Source organism: Myxococcus dinghuensis (assembly GCF_024198235.1).
Classification (GTDB): Bacteria; Myxococcota; Myxococcia; order Myxococcales; family Myxococcaceae; genus Myxococcus; species Myxococcus dinghuensis.
Genome location: NZ_JAKCFB010000017.1, coordinates 61,766 through 81,866, shown reverse-complemented (window position 1 = coordinate 81,866; position 20,101 = coordinate 61,766). Strand labels below are relative to the sequence as shown.

General features: G+C 70.4%; 17 protein-coding genes. 3 read left to right on the top strand and 14 right to left on the bottom strand.

From position 1 onward, the window contains the following. The first annotated feature begins 95 nt into the window (after positions 1–95). Positions 96–1,616 carry a hypothetical protein gene (locus LZ198_RS22425; protein WP_253974068.1) on the top strand — a complete coding sequence of 507 codons (1,521 nt, stop codon included), beginning with the start codon at positions 96–98 and terminating at the stop codon, positions 1,614–1,616. Positions 1,617–1,701: 85 nt separating this feature from the next. On the opposite strand, the gene cglE is transcribed toward LZ198_RS22425, so the two are convergent. From cglE to LZ198_RS22355, 14 genes are all read right to left on the bottom strand, one after another. Next, positions 1,702–2,304, bottom strand: coding sequence for an adventurous gliding motility protein CglE (gene cglE, locus LZ198_RS22420; protein ID WP_253974067.1), 603 nt, complete (start codon positions 2,302–2,304; stop codon positions 1,702–1,704). Positions 2,305–2,482: 178 nt separating this feature from the next. After that, entirely contained in the window at positions 2,483–4,525 is a 2,043-nt protein-coding gene (locus LZ198_RS22415) for a TonB family protein (RefSeq protein WP_253974066.1), read from the bottom strand. A gap of 52 nt (positions 4,526–4,577) precedes the next feature. Continuing rightward, the gene (locus LZ198_RS22410; protein ID WP_253974065.1) at positions 4,578–4,868 is read right to left on the bottom strand and encodes a hypothetical protein; all 291 of its coding nucleotides are present in this window, start codon (positions 4,866–4,868) and stop codon (positions 4,578–4,580) included. A 125-nt stretch (positions 4,869–4,993) separates the two neighbouring features. Continuing rightward, positions 4,994–6,391, bottom strand: coding sequence for a tetratricopeptide repeat protein (locus tag LZ198_RS22405; protein WP_253974064.1), 1,398 nt, complete (start codon positions 6,389–6,391; stop codon positions 4,994–4,996). After that, positions 6,388–10,080, bottom strand: a complete 3,693-nt coding sequence (locus LZ198_RS22400; RefSeq protein ID WP_253974063.1) for a tetratricopeptide repeat protein — start codon at positions 10,078–10,080, stop codon at positions 6,388–6,390. The genes LZ198_RS22405 and LZ198_RS22400 overlap by 4 nt, the downstream gene beginning before the upstream one ends. Before the next feature lie 247 nt (positions 10,081–10,327). Next, the gene (locus tag LZ198_RS22395) at positions 10,328–11,869 is read right to left on the bottom strand and encodes a tetratricopeptide repeat protein (RefSeq protein ID WP_253974062.1); all 1,542 of its coding nucleotides are present in this window, start codon (positions 11,867–11,869) and stop codon (positions 10,328–10,330) included. A gap of 23 nt (positions 11,870–11,892) precedes the next feature. Beyond that, positions 11,893–13,176, bottom strand: coding sequence for an outer membrane beta-barrel domain-containing protein (locus LZ198_RS22390; RefSeq protein WP_253974061.1), 1,284 nt, complete (start codon positions 13,174–13,176; stop codon positions 11,893–11,895). Positions 13,177–13,189: 13 nt separating this feature from the next. Then, positions 13,190–14,011, bottom strand: a complete 822-nt coding sequence (locus LZ198_RS22385) for an outer membrane beta-barrel domain-containing protein (protein WP_253974060.1) — start codon at positions 14,009–14,011, stop codon at positions 13,190–13,192. A gap of 388 nt (positions 14,012–14,399) precedes the next feature. Beyond that, the gene (rplC, locus tag LZ198_RS22380) at positions 14,400–15,071 is read right to left on the bottom strand and encodes a 50S ribosomal protein L3 (RefSeq protein ID WP_253974059.1); all 672 of its coding nucleotides are present in this window, start codon (positions 15,069–15,071) and stop codon (positions 14,400–14,402) included. A 146-nt stretch (positions 15,072–15,217) separates the two neighbouring features. After that, positions 15,218–15,988 (bottom strand): hypothetical protein, encoded by a 771-nt coding sequence (locus tag LZ198_RS22375; protein WP_253974058.1) that lies wholly within the window; start codon positions 15,986–15,988, stop codon positions 15,218–15,220. A 63-nt stretch (positions 15,989–16,051) separates the two neighbouring features. Continuing rightward, positions 16,052–16,525, bottom strand: a complete 474-nt coding sequence (locus LZ198_RS22370; RefSeq protein WP_253974057.1) for a hypothetical protein — start codon at positions 16,523–16,525, stop codon at positions 16,052–16,054. A gap of 58 nt (positions 16,526–16,583) precedes the next feature. Then, positions 16,584–17,666: a HupE/UreJ family protein gene (locus LZ198_RS22365; RefSeq protein ID WP_253974056.1), complete on the bottom strand. Its 1,083-nt coding sequence runs from the start codon at positions 17,664–17,666 to the stop codon at positions 16,584–16,586. Between the two features lie 58 nt (positions 17,667–17,724). Then, positions 17,725–18,288, bottom strand: a complete 564-nt coding sequence (locus tag LZ198_RS22360; RefSeq protein WP_253974055.1) for a hypothetical protein — start codon at positions 18,286–18,288, stop codon at positions 17,725–17,727. Beyond that, entirely contained in the window at positions 18,285–18,443 is a 159-nt protein-coding gene (locus LZ198_RS22355) for a lmo0937 family membrane protein (protein ID WP_253974054.1), read from the bottom strand. The genes LZ198_RS22360 and LZ198_RS22355 overlap by 4 nt, the downstream gene beginning before the upstream one ends. Before the next feature lie 313 nt (positions 18,444–18,756). Here LZ198_RS22355 and LZ198_RS22350 point away from each other — a divergent pair, with 313 nt between their 5' ends. Next, positions 18,757–19,494, top strand: a complete 738-nt coding sequence (locus tag LZ198_RS22350; protein WP_253974053.1) for a lytic transglycosylase domain-containing protein — start codon at positions 18,757–18,759, stop codon at positions 19,492–19,494. Between the two features lie 227 nt (positions 19,495–19,721). Next, positions 19,722–20,045, top strand: coding sequence for an STAS domain-containing protein (locus LZ198_RS22345; RefSeq protein ID WP_253974052.1), 324 nt, complete (start codon positions 19,722–19,724; stop codon positions 20,043–20,045). The last annotated feature ends 56 nt before the right edge of the window (positions 20,046–20,101 follow it).

The window sequence follows — 20,101 nt, the reverse complement described above, 5'->3', positions numbered from 1 at the left end:
ACCGGGAGTCGCGATAACCCTGTCATTCGATGGAGTGCGGCCCGCAATCCGGGGCCGGAACCCCCACTCCTCCCCCGAGAAGTCGGAGCCACGACATGGGCCTGCTGCCGAAGCTGAAGCTCCCCGAGATCAAGCTGCCGAAGATCCCCAACCCCGTGAAGGTGGCCGAGAAGGTCGTCGACAAGGGCGTGGACGCGGCCAAGGACGTGGCCAAGAAGGGCGTGGGGGTCGCGAAGGACGGCTTCGAGGTGGCAAAGGACGTGGGCAAGACGGCCATCGACCTCACGGGCAAGGGCATCCAGGCGCAGGTGGACCTGCTCCAGGCCGGGGCGGACACGGCGAAGGCGGCGGTGAAGCAGGGCGGCAAGTTCCTGCTGGGCGCGGCCGAGGTGGCCATCGACGCGCAGAAGAAGACGGTGGACCTGGTCGCGGACACGGTGGCGGACGGCGGCAAGGCGGCCTTCGACGCGGTGAAGTTCGCGGCGAAGGAGGGCCTGGCGCTGGGCGACAAGCTGCAGCAGAAGGTCCACGACGCGTCGCTGAGCGGCATCGACCAGGGCCTGGGGCTGGACCAGAAGATCAAGGACCTGGGCCCCGGCGACAGCATGAAGGTCAGCGGCAAGGTGGGCCTGGCGCTGGAGCTGGACGTCGACCTCAAGGGCGAGGTGGGCGTGCGCCGCGACAAGGACGGCAGCTACGTGGTCTCCGCCGAGGGCGGCGCGGGCGTGGGCCTGGGCGCGGGCGCCAACGCGCACGTCACCGCGGGCGGCAAGGTGGAGTACAAGTTCGCCAACGCCGAGGACGCCAAGAAGGGCGCGCTCATCCTGGCGGGCGCGGGGGCCTCCGCGGCCTCGCCCGTGCTGGCGCCGGCGCTGGCGCCCCGTCCGGACGAGCTGGCCTTCCTCCAGAAGAACCTCTCCTCCATCGAGGTAAAGGGCGGCGTGGACGCCAGCGTGGACGCGTCCTTCGGCGCGGAGGCGGGCCCGGCCGGCGTCAAGGCGGGCGCGTCCGCGAGCATCGCGGGCACCGCCGGCTACAAGGTCGAGTTCGAGAACGGCCAGCCGAAGAACCTGGTGCGCACGACGGCCGTGGAGGTGGGCGGCAAGGCGGGCGTGACGGCGAGCCTCTTCAAGAACATGGGCGGCGGCGACGACGCGTTCAAGGCGTTCAACGGCGTCGAGGGCGAGGTGACCGGCAAGCTCACCGTCGAGTCGAAGATTCCCCTCGACGCGGCGAAGGTCGGCGACCTGGCGGCCTTCATGGCCAGCCCCACCACCGCGGCCTTCGCGGGCCCCGCGCAGACCTCGCTCAAGGGCGAGCTGACGGGTGACGCGGGCGCGGTGGGCGTCAAGGGCGACTTCGAGGTCGGCGGCCTGAGCGGCCAGGAGGCCCAGTCCGTGGTCGGCAAGCTCGTGAAGGGCGACTTCGGCAACGCCTTCGACGGCGTGTCCGTCCAGGCCAAGGGCAGCTGGGGCACCTTCAAGGACAAGGACCTGAACCTGGGCGTGGACCTGAAGACGGGCGGCCTGGGCGTCGAGGTGTCCGGCAAGGCCAACCAGCGCGACTACACGGAGCAGGGCCAGTTCGGCGGCGGCGGCATCAAGAAGGCCGCCTGAGCCCGCGGGCCGCGCGCGGCCCCGGAACGACGACGGGAGCGTGGCCGGAGTGCGCGGCCCGCTCCCGTTTCGCGTTTCCGGGTGGCTAGAACGTGTACTTCACCTTCGGGAAGAACGCGAAGGCGGTGATGTTCGGGCCGATGACGTAGCGGGCCAGCAGGTCCGCGCCCACGGAGAAGTGGTCCATGCCCGTGGCGTACTCCAGGCCCACGCCCACGCCCGCGTTGGGCGCGCTGACGGCCTTGCTCGGGTCGTTCTCGTCCGGGTCCACGGGGGCGGGATCCAACCGCGTGTAGCCCGCCACCAGCTTCGGCGTCAGGTACAGCCGGTCCATCAACCGCACGTGGTACGCGGCGGAGACGTCCAGGAAGCTCATGGTGAAGTTGTCGGAGAGCGCGCACGTCTCCGTGCCCGGCAGGTACCCCGCGAAGCAGTTCTGCGCGGACGAGCCGAGCCCGAAGTGCGCGCCCAGGGACAGCCGCTCCGTCAGGTCGTAGCCGATCCCCAGTTGCAGGTACGTCTGCGCGTTGGAATAGGCGTTCTCCCCGCCCACGGTGAAGAACACGCCGATGTTGGTGTCGGTGTAGAAGCCCCGGCGCGGTTCGAAGGCCACACCCTCCGGGGGCGTGGCCGCGAGGGCCGGGGACGACAACAGCGCGAGCGCGGCAGCCAGCTTGGACTTCTTCACGGGTCCTCCGGGTACGCGGACGCCCTCCTGGCTGGGGCCAGGAGCAGCCCGGCACGTTAATGACGCCCCCGCCGACTCGGCAACGCGGGGCCTGGACGAAAAGGGCGTGGACCGTCACGTCCACGCCACTCGTGGGGAGGCCAGGGGCCGTCCCCGGACGACGGGCTCGCCGCGACGACTAGCCCTCGCCGCCCTCCGCGCCCGCGGGCGAGAAGAGCCACGGGTACGTCACCGCCACCACGCCGCCGCCCTTGGGCTCCGGGAACTTCCAGCGTCGGATGCGCGACAGCATGCACTGCTCCGCGCGGGAGTTGTTCAGCGTCGTCTCGGAGACGGTGGCGTCGGAGACCGCGCCCGTCGGGTCGATGGTGAACGCCACCGCCACCTTGCCCGCCAGGCTCGGGTCCTTGTTCAGCTCCGACTCGTAGCAGTACTTGATCTCCCCCTGGTGGCGCCGGATGACCTTGGCGATGACGTCCTTGTCGAGGCCGCCCACCACCGTCGTCTTGCCCGGAATCACCTTGGTGACGGACTTGCCGCGGCCCCCCAGGTCGATGCCTCCGGAGCCACCCGCGCCCCGGCCCTCGCCCTTGGTGCCCAGACCGCCGATGCCCAGCGCGGTGCCGCCGCCGCCCGTGCCGGTGCCGCGCGAGCCCAGGCCGCCCACGCCCTGCGCGTCACCCATGGCCGCGCCGCCCTTGAGGCCACCGAGCGCGTTGTTGAGGCCCGTGCCGAAGCCGCCGGGACCGAACACGTCCGACGCCCCACCCTTCATGCCCTTGAAGGCGCCGAGCAGGCCCACCTTGCCCACCACCTGCCGGTCCTTCTCCTTCTTGTCCTTGTCCACCACCGGCGTGCCCGGCTTGGACGGCGCGGCCTCCTGCTGCTTGGCGTCCTCCTTGCCGAACTTGCCCTCCTCGTCCTTCGCCTTGACGCCCTCCTCCACCCCGTTGAGCTGGAGCTTCTTCTGCTCGAGCTTCTTCTCCGGGGTGATGAGGAACTTCGCCACGCGCTGCTGCGACTCGAAGATGTCGTCGTTCGGCGGCAGCTCCGAGCGCGGCGTCAGCACCATGGCCACCACCACGGCCAGGCCCGCGAGCAGGCAGATGCTGGTGATCTTGAAGAACGTGTAGTCCGCCTCCGCCAGCGAGGTGGCCGCGATGGCCGGCGACGGCTTCACGTACCGCGCCACGAAGGACACCGTGCCGAGCGACACCTCCACGCGGTCATGCAGGCCGAGCGAGAAGACCTGCGCGTCCGGCGTCCCGGCGAGCTTGCCCGCCGCGCGCAGCGCGTCCTTGGTCTTCACGTCGCCGCGCTCGGTGACGAAGGCCCCCGCGCCCGACGGGACGTGCACCTCCAGCTTGTCCGCGTGGCTGATGGCCAGCACGTACTGACGCCCCACCTCCGGCGCATGGAGGTGGAAGGCGTTCTTCTTCCCTTCTCCGATGGTGACGGGCACGCCGTCCTTGAAGTGCTGGACGTGGAGCAGCGTGTCGCCCCAGAGCATCGCCACCTGGAGCACCCGCTCCTGGGCCGTCGGCATCGCCTCCGGCGGCAGCGGATCGCGCAGGTGCGGCAGCACCGTGGGCTTGCGCTCGACCTTCAGCCCCGCGGACGCCGCGGCCCGCGCCGGAGGCTCCACCGGCACCGGAGGGGGCGGCTCGATGCGGTTGATGGCGGCGGGGGTCACGCGCTCGGTGCGCAGCGAGCCCCCGGCCCCCGCCTCCGCGTGAGGCGTCGAGAAGACGAAGCCCCCGCGCGTGCCGCCCGCCGCGGACGGCGGCGTGACGACCTGGGGCATGGCCATGGGCGGAGGCGGCGGGCGCTGCTGCTGGGTCACGGAGCCCTGGAAGCGCGGCCCCGCGACCTTCGCGCCCGCGGGGGCCTGACGTTCGGGTGAGGGCTCACCGAAGAGCACCTCCACACGCGTGCCGCCCACGCGCAGCACGTCTCCCGGCTTGAGCGCCGTGGGGATGACGAGCTTCTGCCCGCTCACCTCCGTACCGGCCTCGCTGCCGAGGTCGATGGCCGTCACCGAGCCATCCTTGTCCACCTTGAGCATCACGTGGAGATTGGAGACCCGAGGGTCCTGAATCTTCACCGCCGCCTGGGCGCCCGACCCCACGATAACGCTCTCCGCCTCCGAGACGGTCTCCACCGTGGAGCCATCCGGCCCCGTGATTCGAAGGGTCAAGCCGTTGTTCTTCGCCGCCGCCATGAGGATTCTTCCTTCTTCCCTTCCGCACCCGAAAAACGCCTGACCGCCGCCCCTAGAGGTTGTCGACCGACTTCTGGAGCTCCGGATCGAAGTCCTCCCGAACCTTGATGAGGCTCTGGAAGTCGGTCTTCTTGCGGTGGAGCACGTACGAGCCCTCCGGCTTCGTCAGCTCGCCCTCCACCGCCACATCCGTGAAGTCGATCACCGTCTTCTTGCGGAAGACGGTCCGGTCCTCTTCCTGGATGACCTTCACCGAGTCCTTCGTCGAGCCCGGGTCCTGCGCCATCGCCGCCGGCGCACCGCAGAGGCCCACCATCGCCACCGTCGCTGCCAGTCGTCTCATCCTCAGCCTCCTGTCGTTTCCTTGCAGGGCGCGATCCAAAGCCAAGTCCCTGAATCCTATGGAACTCGCCTGCTGGCTTCCACGCGGGGTCCTGGCGCGTGGAAAAATCTTCTCCTCCGACCCCGTCACAACTCCCGTCCCTGGTGAACAGGAGCGGGCTCGCCCTCCGCCGCGGGAGCCTCCTCCGGCGTGGCGGGGTCCTCGCTCGCGGGCGCGTTCGCGTCCTGGGGCAACTGGTTGAGCATGGAGCCCGCGCCCCCGGTGGCCGTGTCCTTCTTCTCGCCCTCCGCCTCCGCGGCCGCGGGCTGCTGCGGCGGCGGGGCCTTGAGCATGTTCTGCAGGCCCTGGACCTTGGCGGTGATCATCTGCCGGTCCTGTTCACTGGAGGACGACAGGGACTTGCAGCGGTCGAGGAAGGCGATCGCCTTCTCGTAGCCCGCGCGGTCCGCGGCGTAGGCCCAGCCCGCGCCGCACACGGCCTCCGGCAGGTCCGCGCGCGCGGCGAGCACCTTCTCGAACGCCTCGCCCGCCGCGAGGCCCTTCTTGGGGTCGCGCCCCTTCTGTCCGTCCAGCGCCCAGGCCAGGTACAGCCGCGCCTCGGGGGAGCCTGGCTCCAGCTCGGTGGCGCGGGTGAAGGCCCGCTCGGCGCCCGCGTAGTCGCGGTAGCTGAGCGCCAGCGCGCCCAGGTTGAGGTAGCCGGGGACGAACTTCTCGTCGAGCTGCACGGCCTTCTGGAACTGCGCGAGCGCGCGGCCGCGGTCCTCCTGCTTCAGGTAGATCATCCCCAGCAGGTTGTAGAGGCTGGGGTCCTTCTCCGCGTACTTGCGCGCGGTGCCGGCGAACAGCTCCGCGACGGAGTACTTCTCCCGCGCGAAGGCCACCTGGGCCAGGTTCTTGTATGCCCCCGCGTTGTCTTTGTTGCGCGCCAGCACCCGGCGCGCGGTGGCCTCCGACTCGTCGAGCCGGCCCAGCAACCGGTACGTGGTGGACAGGCCGTTGAGCAGCGTCGCGTCGAACTCGCGGCCGGGCACCTTCAGGGCCTTGTCGAAGAGCGCGACGGCGTCGTCCCCGCGCTCCTGCTGCCGGTAGAGCCCCGCGAGGTTGATGACCGCGCGCGTGTGGGCGGGCTCGAGCTGGAGCACCTTCTCGTAGGCCTCGCGGGCGGCGTCCACGTGCCCCTGGCGCTCCGCGATGACCCCCAGGTTGTACTGGGCGTTGAGGCTCTGCGGCGACTTCGCCAGCGTCTTCTCGAAGCCCTGGCGCGCGGCGTCCAGGTCACCCGCCTCGTAGGCCCGGAGCGCGGTGGAGAAGTCATCCGCGGCGCTCGTCTCCCGCGGCGCGACGGGCGCGGAGGGAGCAGGTGCCTCGCGTGCGGCGGTCTTCTCCGTCTCCGGCAGCGCGGAGGGCTTCTGCGGGCCCGAGGCGCAGGCGGCCGTGAAGGCCAGCGCGCCGGTCAGCAGCGAGCGGAACCAGTTCGTCTGCGGCATCCCCGTCTTCGCGACAGCGGTGTGGGAGCGGCTCATGGGCGCACCTCCTCCAGCGCCGCGGTGGGCGCCTGCGTGGTGTCCTCGGAGCGGGGCGGCTGTCCCGCCCCATCGCCTCCCCGTGGCGGTTCGGGCGAGGCGGGCTCGGAGGGAGTGCCCTGCTGGGGCATGGGCGCGGGCGTGGCCGTGGCGCCCGCCGCGCCGGGCTCACGCGCCAGCTCCGACGCCGCGAGCGTGTCGCTGGCGCGGTAGCCCACCTGACGCACCTGCGCGTAGGCGCCCGGGTGGAAGCGGTTCACCTGGTCCTGCGCGGCCAGCGTCCACGGGCTGTAGACGCCCAGCTCGTAGGCCTTCTCCAGCGCCTTCTCCAGCGCCTCGTTGGCCTTGTCCTCCAGCGGCAGCGCCAGGTTCTCCAGCTCCGAGCGGTACATGGCGATCTGGTCCTCGTCGAGGCCCGTGGGGTCCGGCGAATCCATGATGTTGCGCGCGAAGTCCGCGTACGCCAGGCCGATGCGCGTCAGGGCGGCGATGCCCCACTCCCCCGAACCGGTGGAGAGCACCGCGAGGTACTCCTTCTCCACGCGTTGGATCTCCCGCTGCTTGGCGGCGAGGTCGCGGCGGATGGTGCTCACGCGCGAGAAGCGGATGTCCGTGTAGCGCTTCCACGCCGGCTCCAGGCCCAGGAAGCGGGCGTGGGCATAGGCGTTGAGCACCGCGTCCTCCTGGCGCGTGGCCTCCGGCAGCCGGCTCCACGCCCGGACCAGCTCCGCCTGGACGCGCTCCTGCTCACGCGGGTTCTTGAGCTGCTCGTACGAGAGCAGCTCGTTGTAGCGGGCCAGGTACAACTGCGACGGCGTGGCGCGCGCGTCGCGGGCGAACTGGTCGGAGAAGGCTCCGAAGGCGCGCGCGGCCTCGCTCCACTTGCGCTCCTTCTGCCAGACCCGGGCCGAGGAGAAGGCCACTTGCGGCACGTCCTTGCGGTCCTTGAAGCGCGACACGTAGGCCGAATACGCGGCCACCGCCTTCTGGGCCTCGCCCGCGCCCTCCCACCACACGCCCGCGTTGTACTGCGCGTCCGCGAGCCAGGCGCCCGCCTCGTCGAGCAGTTGCTTGCGTTCGGCGGAGTCCTGCGCGCGCCGGGTGTCCGCGTCCTCCTGGGCGCCGGGCGTCTCGCTCTTCTTCGCGGCCACCTTGGCCTTCGGGGCCTTGGACTTGCGCGACTCGGCGTCCTGCGCCTTCACCGCGGCGTCGTAGCCGGCGACGAAGGACTCGGCGAGCGTGGCCGCCTTCCGGTAGTCCGCCACCTTCTCGTAAAGGCCCGCCAGGGTGTAGCGCGCGCGCAGCTCGAAGGGGCTCCGTGGGTACTCGGCCAGCACACGCTGGCCGGCCTCGATGCCCCGGTCCAGCTCCCCGGACTCCTGGGCGATGGACATCGCGTAGGTGAGCGCGCGGTCCGCGTTCTCCGAGCGGGGGAACTCCTGGACGAACTCGAGGAACTCCTCGGCCGCCTTGCGCGGGTTCTTCTCCTGCTTGTAGACGACCTCGTCCACCCACTTGTAGCGGCTGCCCTCGACGACGCGCGCCACGCGCGTGGCGAACTCCGAGCCGGGCTTGGACAGCTTCTTGTTGTCGAGGAACTTGCGCGACAGCGTGCTCAGCTCCAGCCACTCCTCGCGGCTCTCGAGCACGTACATCGTGAGGTCCGCCGCGTCACGGGAGCGGCGCTCCTCCGGGAACTTGTCGATGATCTCCCCGAAGCGCCGCGCCGCGTCCACGAAGTGGCTGCGGTCGTAGAGGATGACGGCCGCCTGGTAGCGCAGGTCGATCTCATCCTGCGTGTCCGGGTACAGCTTCACGTAGGTGTCGCACGCGGCGACCAGCCGCCCCTCGAACGAGGTGAGCGGCTCCTCCTGGCGCGTCTTCGCGTCGCGCTTGACGATCTTCTGCCGGGCGACGTCGCCCTTGTCCTTCTTCTCGTCGACCTTCTCGCCGTCCTTGAGGTCGCTGCGGGCGAGCTGGCCGCGCTCGATCTTCACCAGCTTGTCGTAGGCGAGGATGGCGTTGAACGCGGCGCTCTTGCGGTAGCTCTCGTTGGAGACCTCGCGCGCCGAGTCGCGATCCGGAATCTGGAAGGCCACCACGGCGTCGTACTCGGCGGCGGCGGCCTGCCACTCCTCCAGGGCCCAGAGGATCTCCGCGTAGAAGAAGCGCAGGTTGAAGGCGGAGTCGGCGACGAAGTCCGGGTTGCGGCTGGAGGCGAAGGCGTCCACGTACTGCTTGTAGATGTCGCGCGCGAGCCGGTAGGTCTCCACCTGGCGCGTCTTCTGCGCCTCCTGGTGGTACTCGGTGACCATCACCCGCATCGCCTCTTCGGTGACGTTGAAGGCGTTGCGCAGCACCGGCAACTGGCTCTCGTTGGCCTTCCACCACTCGCCGCCCGGACTGTACAGGTCCACCATCCGCTTCATCTCCTTGCGGACCTGCTGACGCTGGCGCAGGCCCTCGAAGGCGCGGACGACGGCCTGCTGGTACTCGGGCGCGCTGGGGCCCATGGGCTCGTCGTCGATGAGCGTGCGGTACAGGAGGATGGCGCTGTCGAAGTGACCCGCGTCCACCAGGCCCGCGGCCGTCTTGGCGATGAGCCGCCCCTGGCGCTTGGGCGGGGCCTTCTCGCGGAAGTAGGCGATGGCCTGCTTGGGTTGATCCAACTGCACGTAGAAGACGGTCAGGTCGTTGAGCGCCTCCGTGCGCAGGTCGCCCAGCTCCGGCTGCTTCGCGGCGTAGTCCACCACCTCGTGCAGCTTCTGGAGGCCCGTGTCGTAGTCGCCGGTGTTGTAGTCGCACCAGGACAGCTTGTAGACGGCGTACGCGTAGATCTTCGGCACGCCCGAGTCGCGCGCCTTCTCGTAGTTCGCCTTGGCGGGGTTGAGCTTGTTGCTCTCGAAGTAGTGGTTGCCCAGTTGGATGTACGCGTCGGGCACGAACTGCGACTTCGGGAACTCCTGGATGAGCGTCTCGTAGCGGGCCACCGCCTCGTCGCGGCGTCCCAGCTCGTAGAGGTTGTAGCCCATGGAGAAGAGCACCTCGTCGCGCTGCGGATACTTCGGGTATCCCGCGAGGATGTCCTCGTAGATGCCCATGGTCTCCGTGCGGTAGCGCTCGCTCTCGCGGTGGTCCTGCTTGGGCGCCTCCAGCTTCTCGCCGCGCGCCACGGCCGCGTCGTACCGCTTCTCCGCCGCGAGGAAGCGGTCCATCTCCAGCCGGTAGAGGTACTTGGACTTCTCCCAGTACAGCTCCGACAGCCGGTAGAGCATCTCCGCCTTCTGCGGGTTGCCGTCCTGGAGCTTGGGGATGAGGCGCTTGAAGGCCTCGATGGCCTCGTCGCGCTTCTTGTCCGCGAGCGCGTCCCGGCGCGCGTCGTCGATGCGTGGGATGTCCGCGAACTTGGCCGTGGCGGGCTTCACCCGCGCGGGGCCGCGGCGCACGTCCTCGGGCGAGACCCCCGGAGGCGTCTCCTTGCCCTTCGCCTCGGACTTCGAGGCCACGCCCTTCTTCGCCGAGGTGCCCTTCCCGCTCCCGCCCTTCTCGGAGGCCCCCGTGGACTTCGAGGACGCCGCGGCGGGCTTCTTCACCGCCTTGCGCGCGGGCGCTTCCGCCGCCTCTCCCACCCCGCCGGCAGCGAGCGCCACGCCCACCGCCAGCGCACCGAAACGAAGCACCACCTTCATGCGAGCTCCTGCCGTGTGGCCGCCCCCGCCCTCCAGGCAGCCCATCTCCCGGAGACCCGGGACGATGGAAAGTAGACGCGCCTACCCAGAATGAGAAGTGGCGTGGCCCGCCGCTCGCGACACGTTGCACGACGCAAGTCGCGACGAACTTCCACCGGGTGACAACGGCGAAGGGGCCACCCCGGCACCTGATGTGCGCGGAGGCGGCCCCCGAGGAACGGCGCCTGGGCGACGTTGGCCCACGGCGTCATGGCTGTTGGGATTCGGGCGACTTCGCCGGGCAGCCTCGCTTGAGCGTGTACTGGTAGTAGCCGATCTCGTCGATCCAGAACTCACCCTGGAACTTCCAGTAGTTCCACGCCGCGCCCGGCATCTTCGGCCGGTAGAGCGACTGGCGCGTGAGCAGCGCCTTCTGGTCCACGCCCGCCTGGAACAGGTCCTTCTCGTCCAGCGCCGTCTGCACGCGGATGATCTCCGCCTGGTCCGAGAAGGTGCGCAGGTTGTCCGCCGCCTCGCGCAGGCGGCTCTTGGCGAGCGTGCCGCCCACCTGCAGCAGCGTGGTGCGCACGTCCTCCAGCGACGCCACCGTCTGGCGCGACAACGCCGTGCCGTGCCACGCGCCGCTGGTCAGCTCGCGCTTCTCCGCGTCCACGCGCTCCAACACCCGCGTCACCTCGCGGATGCGCTCGTTGTTGCGCAGCCACAGGTACACCGGGCGGGGCAGGCGCCGGTTCTCCGCCGCGACGAGGTTGTAGGCCAGCACCAGGTCCTGGTCGTCCGCGGTGAAGGGCTCGAGCTGCTTCGCCATGGGGCCGTAGATTTCGTCGAAGGCCGCCAGCGTCGTCTTCACCTCGTCGTAGAGGCACGAGAAGTAGTAGACGGTCGCCTTGAGGATCCACGACTCGGGCTGGAAGGCCCCGGCGAACTGGGGCGCGTGCAGCGCCTGGAGGCTGCCGAGCGCCCCGCCGAAGTCCTCGTTCTGGAAGCGCGCGAAGCCGTTCTCGAAGAGCGCCTGATCCCAATACCGCGTGTAGCGAGGCACCCGCTCGTACGCCGCGGACGCCTCCGCGTACTCGCCCCTCCGGTAGTGGACCCGCCCCAGCGCGATGAGCGACAGGTGCTGCGTCGCCTTCAGCTCCACCTGCGGCTCCGTCGCGGAGAGGGCCGCATCGAAGGCCGCGAGCGCCTCCTTGTCCAGCGCGTCGCCTTCCCCCGGACGACCGGGGAAGCGCGGGTCGGCGAGCACCACGCCCAGCAGGTAGCGCGACTTGGCGTAGACGCGGCTGTCCTTGGGGACCGCCTCCAGCAGCGAGCGCGCCTCCTCGAAGCGCATGCGGCGCTGGCTCACCGTGCCCACCAGGTAGTTGATGCGCGCGAGCACCTCGCGAGGCAGCGTCACCCACTGGTCGCGCACCTCGTCGGTGTACGCCTGGTTGAGGATGCTGGGGATGAGGTTCTGCTCGTCCAGTTGCTGCTGCATGTCCACCAGCCCCTCCACCGCCTTGAGGTACGAGGGGTGCGAGGGCCCGGCGTTGACGATGGCCGCGTAGGAGATGAAGGCCGCCACCGGCAGCCCCTTCTTCGCGAAGGACTGGGCCAGGAAGTACTCCGCCTTGCCCCGCGTCTGCGCGTCGCCCGCGCCCTCCGACACGTCGAGGAACAGGGGCGCGGCGGTGTTGTAGTCCCCGGCGTTGAAGGCGGCCAGGGCGCGATTGTAGCTCCCCGAGTCCTGCTGGGCGGGCACCGCGAGCGGCGCCAGGACAACGAGGAGGCTGAGCAGTCGTTTCATGGCGTGGAGTGCCTGCATGGCGTTCAGAAGAGGAACGAGAAGCCTGCGTAGAAGCCGATGTTGTTGAGGACGTCGGAGGACGGCTCGGCGACCAGGTCACGCCCGAGGATGATGTCCTCGCGGTAGTTCTTCTTCGTCTTCGGGTCGATGCCGTCGAACTTCTGGTACTTGCAGCTACCGCTCAGTTGCAGCGAGGCGAAGTCCTGACCACTGGAGCGCGCGGCCTCCAGCGCCTCGAAGTCCGCCAGGTTGCAGCCGTCCACCTTGTCCACGCGCGCGGTGTAGATGAGGTCGCGGACCTCCAGGCGCAGCGCATAGGACTCGCCGAACTGGAGCCGGAAGCCGCCACCCACCGAGCCGAGGAACTTCGAGCCGGTGTCACCGAAGCGCGCGGGCACGTCGTAGCGCTGGCCGTCCACCTCGTTCGCGACTTCCGGGCGGATGAGGTGGCGCGTGAAGCCCACGCCCGCCCCACCGCTGAGCACCAGGCTGAACTGCGCCAGCTTGTTGTCCAGGAACGCGAACTTGCCGTACAGGGGCGTCACCTCCACGCCCGCCTGCAGCCCCCACACGAGCAGGAGCGACGAGGCCGCCTGCGCCTGCTCGCGCACCTTGTCGATGAGCTCCAGGTTGAAGTCGCTCTCGTTGGTGTGCCAGTTGTACTGGCCCGTCACCTGGAGCGCGAAGTTCTCCTGCAGGTGGTAGCTGTAGTGCAGCGCCGTGCCCGCGTGGTTGGTGTACTTGCCGTTCACCTGCACCACGGCCGGATACAGCGCCAGTTCGTGCTTGCCCTCGTCCGCGAAGCGCTTCTTCTGCACGATGTGCAGCGACACGTTCGGGTCGTAGAGCGGCGCGCCGTTCACCAACCGCTGCTGGCGCGCGTCCGTGGTGCGCGGCGCCTCGTCGGACGCGGCCAGCACCGGCGCGTCACCGGGCACCACCGGCGCCTCGGGTTCCTCCCCCACCGGCGCCTCCGGCCGGGGCGCGGGCTCCTGGGCCATCGCGGGCGCATCGCCTCCCGGAGCGTCCTCGCCGCCCATGGGCGCGAGCGCGGGCTCGACGGAGGGCGCGGGCCGCGCCGACTCGCGCGGCGCCACCGGCTCCGGCCGCGCGGTGTTGGTGCGGGGGACCTCCGGCAGCGGCGTGGCCGGCTGGGCGGGTGGCGGCGGCACGGACGTCTCCGCGCCCGGCGCGGGCACGGAGGGCACCTCCCGCGCCTGGGCCAGCACGACGCCGGACGCGGGGAGCCGGGGCGCGGCCTGGGCCACCGCCGCGGCGAGAAGCGCGAGGGACAGAATCGGTCGCATGGTTGGCAATGCCCTAGAAGGAGAAGGTGTAGCCGAGGTCGAACTGCACCAGGTGCGTCAGGCCCGGACTGGAGGCCTCCTCGCCCGTCACACGCCCGGCCTCCCAGTCGTCGCGAACCAGGTTGACGCGGTACTGGTCGCGGAACACCCAGTCGCGCAGCTCCAGCCGCAGCCCGTGCTTGTCGAGGATGAAGAAGCGGAAGCCCACCGCCGCGGACACCACCGGCGCCACGCGCGTCTCGCGCACCCAGTAGTTCTCCGACGCGGAGCCCCGGTCCGTGGGCACGGTGCGGTTGTCACAGATGCCCAGCTCCCGGTCGACCACCCGCGCGCACTGGATGACGGAGTTGCGCTGGAAGCTGCCCACGCCTCCGCCGGCCCAGAGATAGGCCTGGAAGTGCGCGGGCAGGTCCGACACGAGGCTGAGCTTCCCGTAGATGGGCGCCCACCGCACGCCCGCCACGCCGTGGACGTTCAACTCCCAGAGGTCCTTCAGCTCGTCGGTGACGCGCTTGTCCTCCCGGTTGAGGAAGCTCTCGGAGATGGAGCGCGCCAGGCCTGTGTGGCGGCTGGCGGCGTAGCCGGCGCGCGCCTCCACCGCGAAGGTGTTGAACAGGTTGTAGGCGACGCCCGCGTTGAAGAAGTAGTGCGCCGTCAGGTTCGACTGCAGGGGAAGCCCCACCCCCAACGACACCTCGAGGTGCCCGCCCGGCTCGTACAGCCGGTTGCGGACCACCACGTTGTCGAGGACGGCCTCGTCATCCTGCGCGGCGGCGACAGAGGCCCCCAGCAAGCCCACCAGTGAAGCGAAGACGCGAAGCGTGCGTGCGATCATGGTTCCTGCCCGGCCCCTCCCCGGGGCCGACGAGTGCGGGAAGCCCGGAAGCCTCCCTCATCCGGGGTGCCTGCGTCACCCGACGTCCAGGCCCCCTCCGTGGGGCATCCATGTGCGCACGCCTTCCACCCGCGACAAGCCACGGAGCCCAGGAGGCGGAATTCTTTTCACCCGGGCGCCCCCGCGCCGCCCACCTCTCAACGTTTCCGGGCCACCCGGGGAGGCGCGAGGACCCAGCGTGCCCTCCAGCACCACCCACCGTGGGCACACCCTGCCCCACCCGGTGCGCCAGGGCGACCGCTTCGCGCAAAAGCAAACGCCCCGCCCGGATGCCCGAAGATCGGGCCCGGAGGCGGGGCGCTGGCACTGCTTCAGGAAGCGTCGCGGATCAGCCGCGCGCGGCCTTGTGCTGCTCGCGGAGGGCGACCTTGATGCTCGAACGCAGGTAGACGACCGCGTTGTTGTGGCCCGGGACGGCGCCCTTGACCAGCACGAGGCCCTTCTCCACGTCCACGTCGACGACGGTCAGGTTCTGCGTGGTGACCTGCTCCACGCCGTAGTGACCGGGCATCTTCTTGTTGGGGTACGTACGGCCCGGCGTCTTACGCTGACCGATGGCGCCCGGGTGACGCTGGTACTCGTGCGTACCGTGCGTCTTCGTCTGCGAACCCTTGAAGCTCCAGCGGCGCATGACGCCGGAGAAGCCGCGGCCCTTGGTCACGCCCGTGACGTCCACGAGCTGGCCCTTGGAGAACATGTCCGCCTTGACGGCGTCGCCCACGTTGAAGGAGGTCGCCTCCTCCACCGTGACGCGGAACTCCTTCAGGTGCCGGCGGTACGGGGCGTTGTTCTTCTTGAAGAAGCCCCGCTCGCACTTGTTGAGAATCTTCTCGCGAATCTCGCCAAAGCCCAGGGTAACCGCGGAGTACTGGTCCTTCTCCGGGGTACGCTTGCCCACGACCTGGCAGGTGCTCACGTCGATGACCGTCACGGGGACGAGGTTGCCCTCGTCGTTGAACACCTGGGTCATCCCGATCTTCTTGCCAATCAGACCCTTCACGTCGTCCTCACACTGCCAGCGCGCGTGGCGCGGAAAAACCCAATAAAATCAATGATCTGGCCCGCGAACATCTCTGCGGTCCCCAGGAAGCGGCGCAATGTAGCAGACACGCCCCTCACGTCAAGCACTACGGGCGGGTGAGCACGTCACTCGGCGCGATCAAGCCTCGGATAGAAAGGCGCGAGCTGCGCATCCGCGATGCGCTGGGCATACACGTCTTCCCCGAGAAGGAAAAGTGCCTGATCGAGATAATCCTCGGCGGCCTTGACCTGTTCCTCCAGGCCCCCGATCGCCTGGTCGATCTCCGCCATGCGCGCGTCGTGCTCGCCCAGCCGGGCCTCCGCCTCGTCCTCCATCTCCAGCAGGCGCTTGTGCGCCAGGATGCCGGGGGCGCCGGGCTGGCCGGGCTCCGGGGTGAGGGCGGTGGCCAGACGCTCGTCCAGGTCCTCCACCTCGCGACCCAGGCGCATCTGGGCGAGGCGGTTCTTCTTGAGGTTGGTGCGCGCGACGTCCACCTTGGCGGGGTCCTGCCGCGTCAGCTCCATGTCGGCGATCTTCTTCTCCAGCTTGAGGAGCGCGTCCTGGGCGTAGCGCAGCTCCGCGCGGCGGGTGGCCAGCGTCTTGCGCAGGTCCTTCACCTTGCCGTCGATGGCGTCCACCGCCTTCTTCCACTTGCGGACGATGGCCTGGTGGCCGCCCTTCTCCTTCTCCTGTTCGGCCAGGAACTCCTGGTAGGCCGCGTCCTCGTCGTTCATCTCCTGCTCGAGCCCGGCCAGTTCGTCCCGGCGCGCCACCACGGCTTCCTCGGCCCGGTAGACGCGGTCCATGGAGCGTGGGCAGTTCGGCTTGCCCGGGAGCCTGTCCCGGGAGAGGTCGCCGAGCTGGAAGATGAGGTCGTTGTAGCTCTCCTTCGCCATGGGCGCAGATCTACGCCCAACGCGCCGGCACTGTCACCGGGAGAGCGAGCGCTCGCGGGGTTTTCAGGAGTCCGCGGGCGCGGCGGCCGCCGGCGGGGGCGTCACGACATTGGCGGCGAGGGCCCCCTCGGCCAGGGCCAGCAGCTCCCGGGCCCGGTCCTGCTCCTCGGTGCGGTTGAGCTCGCACACCCAGGCGGAGGACAGGTCCGCCTGCTGGCGGGCCAGCTCGGCGGTCGTCTCGTAGCGGGCGGCCGAGGCCCGGGCGAAGGCGCCCTCGCGCCGCAGCTCCAGGAGCGTGTCCGCGTCCAGTTCGATGTGCTCGGGGGGCACGGGCAGGGGCCCCCGCCCCAGCGCCGCCAGCCGCGCGAGCAGCCGCGACGCGTGCGCCCGGCAGAACGCGGCCAGCACCATGAGCCGCGCGCGGATCCGCGCGTCCATGATGCGCTCGGCGAGCATCGTCATCCGTCGGGCGGAGACGACCTCCGCCTCCCACGCGGCTGCCAGCGCCGCTGCCAGCCGGGTATGCCTCGCACCCATCTACGTCCCCCGATCCCTACCCTCTTCCTCCGCAAGGTAGGGATGGCCTCCTCCAAGTTCAACCGAGGGCCCGTTCGAACAACCAGAAACCCCCAGCCATGAGGATGCCCACCGACAACAAGCGGACCGCGCCCCGGTGCAGGGCCGGGCGGCGCTGGAGCATGCGCAGCGGCGGCAGGAGCACGGCCACCACCACCGCCTGCCCCACTTCCACGCCCAGGTTGAAGCCCAACAGCCCCGTCACCACCGAGTCCCCCAGGCCATAGCCCGCCAGCACGCTCGCGAAGCCGAAGCCGTGCACCAGGCCGAAGAGGAAGGTGATGAGCGCGCGGTGGCGGTGCTGGCGCAGCACCAGGTTCTCCGCCGCCACGTAGATGATGGACAGGGCGATGGCCGCCTCCACCCACCGGGTCCGGTCCCCGTCCAGCACCACCCAGCCGAGCGCCGTGGCCCCCAGCGTGAGCGAGTGCGCGACGGTGAACGACGTCACCAGGAGCAGCACCCGCTTGAGGCCGCCGCCCACCAGCAGCACCGCCAGCAGGAAGGCCAGGTGGTCGATGCCCTCGAAGATGTGACGGATGCCCAAGCCCACCCAACCGGCGAAGCCGGACACCCGCGCGCCCTCCCCCGCCTCGCCCTGTCCGGGAATCGACAGCGTGGGCTGCAGCGCGTCCGCGAACAGCGCCCCGGGCGCCTCGCCCTCCACCGAACTGCCGAGGATGACGCGGTAGCCCTCCGGCAGCACCGCCAGCACGCCGTAGCGCTGCCGCAGCGCCCCGGGGGGACAGGTGTACGTCGCGGTCAGCTCCACGAACGTCTGGCGGAGCACCGCGGCCTGGGCGGTGCGCGCACACGGCTGGCCGCCCGCGCTCAGCGGCAGCGCGTCCCACAGGCCCACGGCCAGCGCGGCGTGCCGGGCGTCCAGGTCCGCCTGGGACACGGCGCCGTCCCCGTCCGCGTCGGCGGGGACGAGCAGGCCGAGCGTGGCCGAGGTCAACGTGAACACCTGCCGGACCTCCGGCGAGTCGGCGGCGACGCGGCGCACCTGGGTGTAGAGGATGTCGGCGTCATGCGCCCCGGCCACGTGCGCGGTGAGCAGCAACCCCACCAGCACGGCCCGGCCGACGAGCTCCTTCTTCATGGGGCGCGAGCCTGCCGCCGGGGCGGGCCCGCGTCCACCCTCCCCGACGCCTATTCGCCTACTCGGAGACCAGCTCGACCTGGATCTGCTGCCGGCCGCTCAGCCCGCCGTGGCGCGCCCCGCACCGCGGGCAGAAGAAGGCCTGGTCCCACTCCCAGAGCAGCTTGACGTCCTCGCCACAGCACAGCAGCGGCAGGACGCGCAGCAGTTCGTCCGGCTCCGGGTCCATGGGGCCGGGCAGCGCCTCCGGCGCCACCGCGACGAAGGTGGGCCGCGGGTTGAGCGCCAGCGTGCGCGAGACATGGGCCAGTTGCTCGTAGCGCACGTGATTGGCCCAGGCGCGCGCCACCGCTTCCAGATGTGTCTGCTGCGCGGGCGTGAGGAAGGCGTCCGCCTGCGCGCGCAGCCCGCAGTACGGGCAGCGCCACTCCGGCAGCCCCTCCTCGCCCTCGTGCGCGTTCTCCAGCGAGAAGAAGGCCTGGAGCTTGTGCAGCAGCGCCCGGGCGTCGTGAGGCCCCGGCCGCGTCTTGAAGGGGCGCTGGCAGGACGGGCACTCGCGGCGACAGAAGCCCGCGGTGTCCCGGGGCAGCTCCAGCCCCTCCACCTCCATCGCCGCCCTCATGTCACCGCCGTCCTCCGCCCTCGCGACACCACGGCCAGCACGAAGGCCAGCAGCGCGAACAGCAGCAGCAGGTGGACCCAGTAGCCCTCGGTGGAGCCCGCCGTCAGGCCCAGGCACCACAACACCAGGAGGATCAATCCCATCGTCCAGTACACTTCCGCACCTCCCCGCGTCCCCTATCCCGGACCGGCGCAAGCTAGGAATGGGTGTCCCCGCGGGCAACCCGGTGCTTTTCACAGGAAGCGAAGTTCCCTGGTCGGGCATTTTTTCCGCCCCCTGAGAAGCCGATCCGCCCGGACGACAACCGCGCGGTACCCAGGGGAGGAATGGATCTCAAAGGAGGAGCACGCGCGGTTCCCCGCATCTCGCGGCCCTGGCATGCCGCCTGCTTGGGCGCAATGTCCGTGTGGTCGAGCACGAGCGCCGGCAGTGGCGGCGCGGTGGCGCGGGGGCGCCTGGGAGGGTGGGATGCGGGGTTGGACGATGGCGTTGGCGGCGGCGGCGATGATGACGGGGACGGGGGCGTTCGCGTTCCCCCAGCACCTGCCGGCCGACTCCCAGGGCGAGGTGTCCGAGGTGGCGATGTTGCGCGCGCAGTTGCAGCAGCGCGAGGCGGAGCTGAGGTCGGCGCTGGCGAAGCTGCAGGTGTACGAGGACGAGGCGCACTACGCGGAGGCCGAGCGGCTGGGGGTGGTGGAGCTGGTGAGGGCCTCCGGACTCCCCGAGCGGCAGCAGCGCCGGCTGTCGGTGAGCATCGTGCGCGAGGCGCAGCGCAACAACGTGGACCCGCTCCTGGTGGTCGCGGTCATCCGGTGTGAGAGCTCGTTCAACAACTACGCGGTGTCCCACGTGGGGGCCATGGGGCTGATGCAGGTGATGCCGGACACGGGCACCTGGCTGGCGGACCGCGCCGGCTGGCGGCTGGGCCGCAGCAGCAACCTCTTCGACGTGGAGACCAACATCGAGCTGGGCACCGCCTACCTGGCGGACCTCATCGAGCGCTTCGGCTCCGTGGAGAAGGCGCTCGTCGCGTACAACGCGGGGCCCGGGCTGGCCAAGCGCATCCTCGCGAAGAAGGAGTCGCGCACGAAGTTCATGTCCGGCTACCCCGCCAAGGTGGTGAAGGAGTTCCGCAAGCTGAAGGCGCAGCAGGAGCGCGAGCTGACCCTGCGCGATCAACAGAAGACGGTTGGCGGCCAGGGATGACGGCCAGCTGACATCCGGGACGCCCGTCACACGACAGTCGCGCAGAGTTTGCCACGCCGCGACTGAACTTCTTCCAGGCGCCGGGGCAGTGTTCGCGCCCGGCGAGCGCAACCCCGCGGAATCCGCGTGGGTTTCCGGCGGCCCGAATGGCCCGGATCCTGCTGTCGCCGCGGTGCCCCGAGCACTCGGGACATCGCGCACACGGCATCCACTGGGAGAACACGGCAATGGCGGGTCTGCAGATCCACCGCGAGGACGGCGCAGGCGGCATCACCCTGCGGCTGGAGGGGGTATTGGACGGACGGACGGCCCAGGAGGTCCGGGCGTCGCTGGAGGAGCTGCGGGGGCGCGACGTGGTGCTGGACTTCACGCACCTGCGCGAGTTCAAGGACAGCGCGGTGGGCGTACTCACGGTGAGCGTGGTGGCGCAGGCGGTGACGCTGAAGGGGCTGGCCACCCACCACGAGCGGATGTTCCGCTACTTCGGCGTCGCGACGGGGGTGGCCCCCCATCGTCCGTACTACACGCCCGAGGACGTCTTCTCCGTCTGAGGCGAGCCCCCTCCTCTTCCAGGAGGAGGGCAACCGGCCTGGCACCCTGGCATGGG